Annotated in this window: 2 protein-coding genes; both read left to right on the top strand. The window is 75.8% G+C overall.

The features are described from left to right. Positions 1-961: acyl carrier protein (locus tag UG55_RS26715; protein ID WP_128423221.1), on the top strand; the 961-nt coding region annotated here is incomplete at its 5' end. 35 nt (positions 962-996) lie between these two features. Next, a partial coding sequence (locus tag UG55_RS26710) for a beta-ketoacyl synthase N-terminal-like domain-containing protein (protein WP_083987238.1) occupies positions 997-1,918 on the top strand: 922 nt, incomplete at its 3' end.

Raw genomic sequence — 1,918 nt, 5'->3', positions numbered from 1 at the left:
CAACTACGCCGCCGCCAACACCTACCTCGACGCCCTCGCCCACCACCGCCGAGCCACCGGACTCCCCGCCACCAGCCTCGCCTGGGGACTCTGGGCCACCGGTGACGGTATGGACACGACCCTCACCGCGGCCGAACGGTCCCGGATCGCCCGCACCGGTCTGGCCGCGCTCACCCCGGAGCAGGGGCTGGCCCTGCTGGACGTCGCCCTCACCCTCGACACGCCGACGGTGGTGCCGGCCCGGCTCGACCTGGCCACGCTGCGCGGGCTGTACCAGCAGGCCGCCGAGGGCGCGGCGGCGCCACCCGCGCTGCTGCGCGGCCTCGTCCGGGTACCGGCGCGCAGGCGGGGAGCGGCCCCGGCGGCGGGCGCGGGGACAGGCGCGGCGGCCGGCCCGGCCGGTTCCGCCGCCGGTGCCCCACTGGCCGGCCTGAGTGACGACGAGCGCCGCGCCCGGGTGGAGGCGCTGGTCCGGCAGGCCGTCGCGAACGTGCTCGGGCACGCCGACGAGGCCGCCGTCGAGGTCGACCGGGGCTTCTCCGAGCTCGGGTTCGACTCGCTCACCGCAGTCGAGCTGCGCAACCGGCTCGACGCCGGCACCGGGCTGCGGCTACCGGCGACGCTGATCTTCGACTACCCCACCCCGCGGGCGCTCGTCGAGCACCTGTGGGCCCAGACCGCGCCGGCCGGGGGCGGGTCCGGCGGTGGGCTCGCCTCGCTCGCCGACCTGGACCGGCTGGAGGCGACGCTGGCCGGCCGCGCGCCCGACGACCAGTGGCGCCGGGACATCACCGCGCGCCTCACCGCGCTGCTGGCCACCGTGTCCGCGGCCGACCTCACCAGGTCGGAGCGGACTCGCGGCGGGGACGGCGCGGACGCCGCGCTGAGCGTGGCGGAGCTGCGCGCGGCAAGCAACGACGACCTCTTCAACCTGATCGACAACGATCTCGGGATCTCCTGACCGGCCCGATCGCTTTCCAAGGGAGCAACGCTGTCATGGCGGACGAGGACAAGCTGCGGGACTACCTGGCCCGCGTGGTCGCCGAGCTGCAGCAGACACGCGCGCGGCTGCGCGAGGTGGAGTCCGCCGCGCTCGAACCGATCGCCGTCGTCGGGATGGCCTGCCGGTACCCGGGCGGGGTCGAGTCACCGGCGGATCTGTGGCGGCTGGTGGCCGAAGGGAAGGACGCCATCGGCCCGTTCCCGACCGACCGCGGGTGGGACGTCGACACGCTCTACCATCCGGATCCGGAGCACGCGGGTACCTCCTACGCCCGTGACGGCGGTTTCCTCTACGACGCCGCCGCGTTCGACCCGGCGTTCTTCGGGATCAGCCCGCGGGAGGCGCTGGCCGTCGACCCGCAGCAGCGGCTGCTGCTGGAGGTCGCCTGGGAGACCTTCGAACGCGCCGGGATCGACCCGACGTCACTGCGCGGCAGCCGCACCGGCGTGTTCGCCGGTGTCATGTACGACGACTACGCCGGACGGCTGCTCGGCGGGATCCCGCCGGAGTTCGAGCCCTACCTGGGGGCCGGCAGCGCGGGCAGCGTCGCCTCCGGCCGGGTGTCGTACACCTTCGGGCTGGAGGGCCCCGCGGTCACCGTCGACACCGCCTGCTCGTCCTCGCTGGTCGCCGTGCACCTCGCCGCGCAGGCGCTGCGCCGCGGCGAGTGCGGGCTGGCGCTGGCCGGCGGCGTGACCGTGATGGCGACCCCGGGCACCTTCGTGGAGTTCAGCCGGCAGCGGGGCCTCGCCCCCGACGGCCGCTGCAAGGCCTTCGCCGACGCCGCCGACGGCACCGGCTGGGGCGAGGGCGCCGGCCTGCTCCTGCTCGAACGCCTCTCCGACGCCCGCGCGAACGGACATCCGGTGCTCGCGGTGGTGCGCGGCACCGCGGTCAACCAGGACGGCGCCTCCA

The organism is Frankia sp. EI5c, assembly GCF_001636565.1.
In the GTDB taxonomy this organism is placed as follows: domain Bacteria; phylum Actinomycetota; class Actinomycetes; order Frankiales; family Frankiaceae; genus Parafrankia.
Note: the sequence above shows the minus strand (reverse complement) of the source record. Positions and strands in the feature narration are given on the sequence as shown.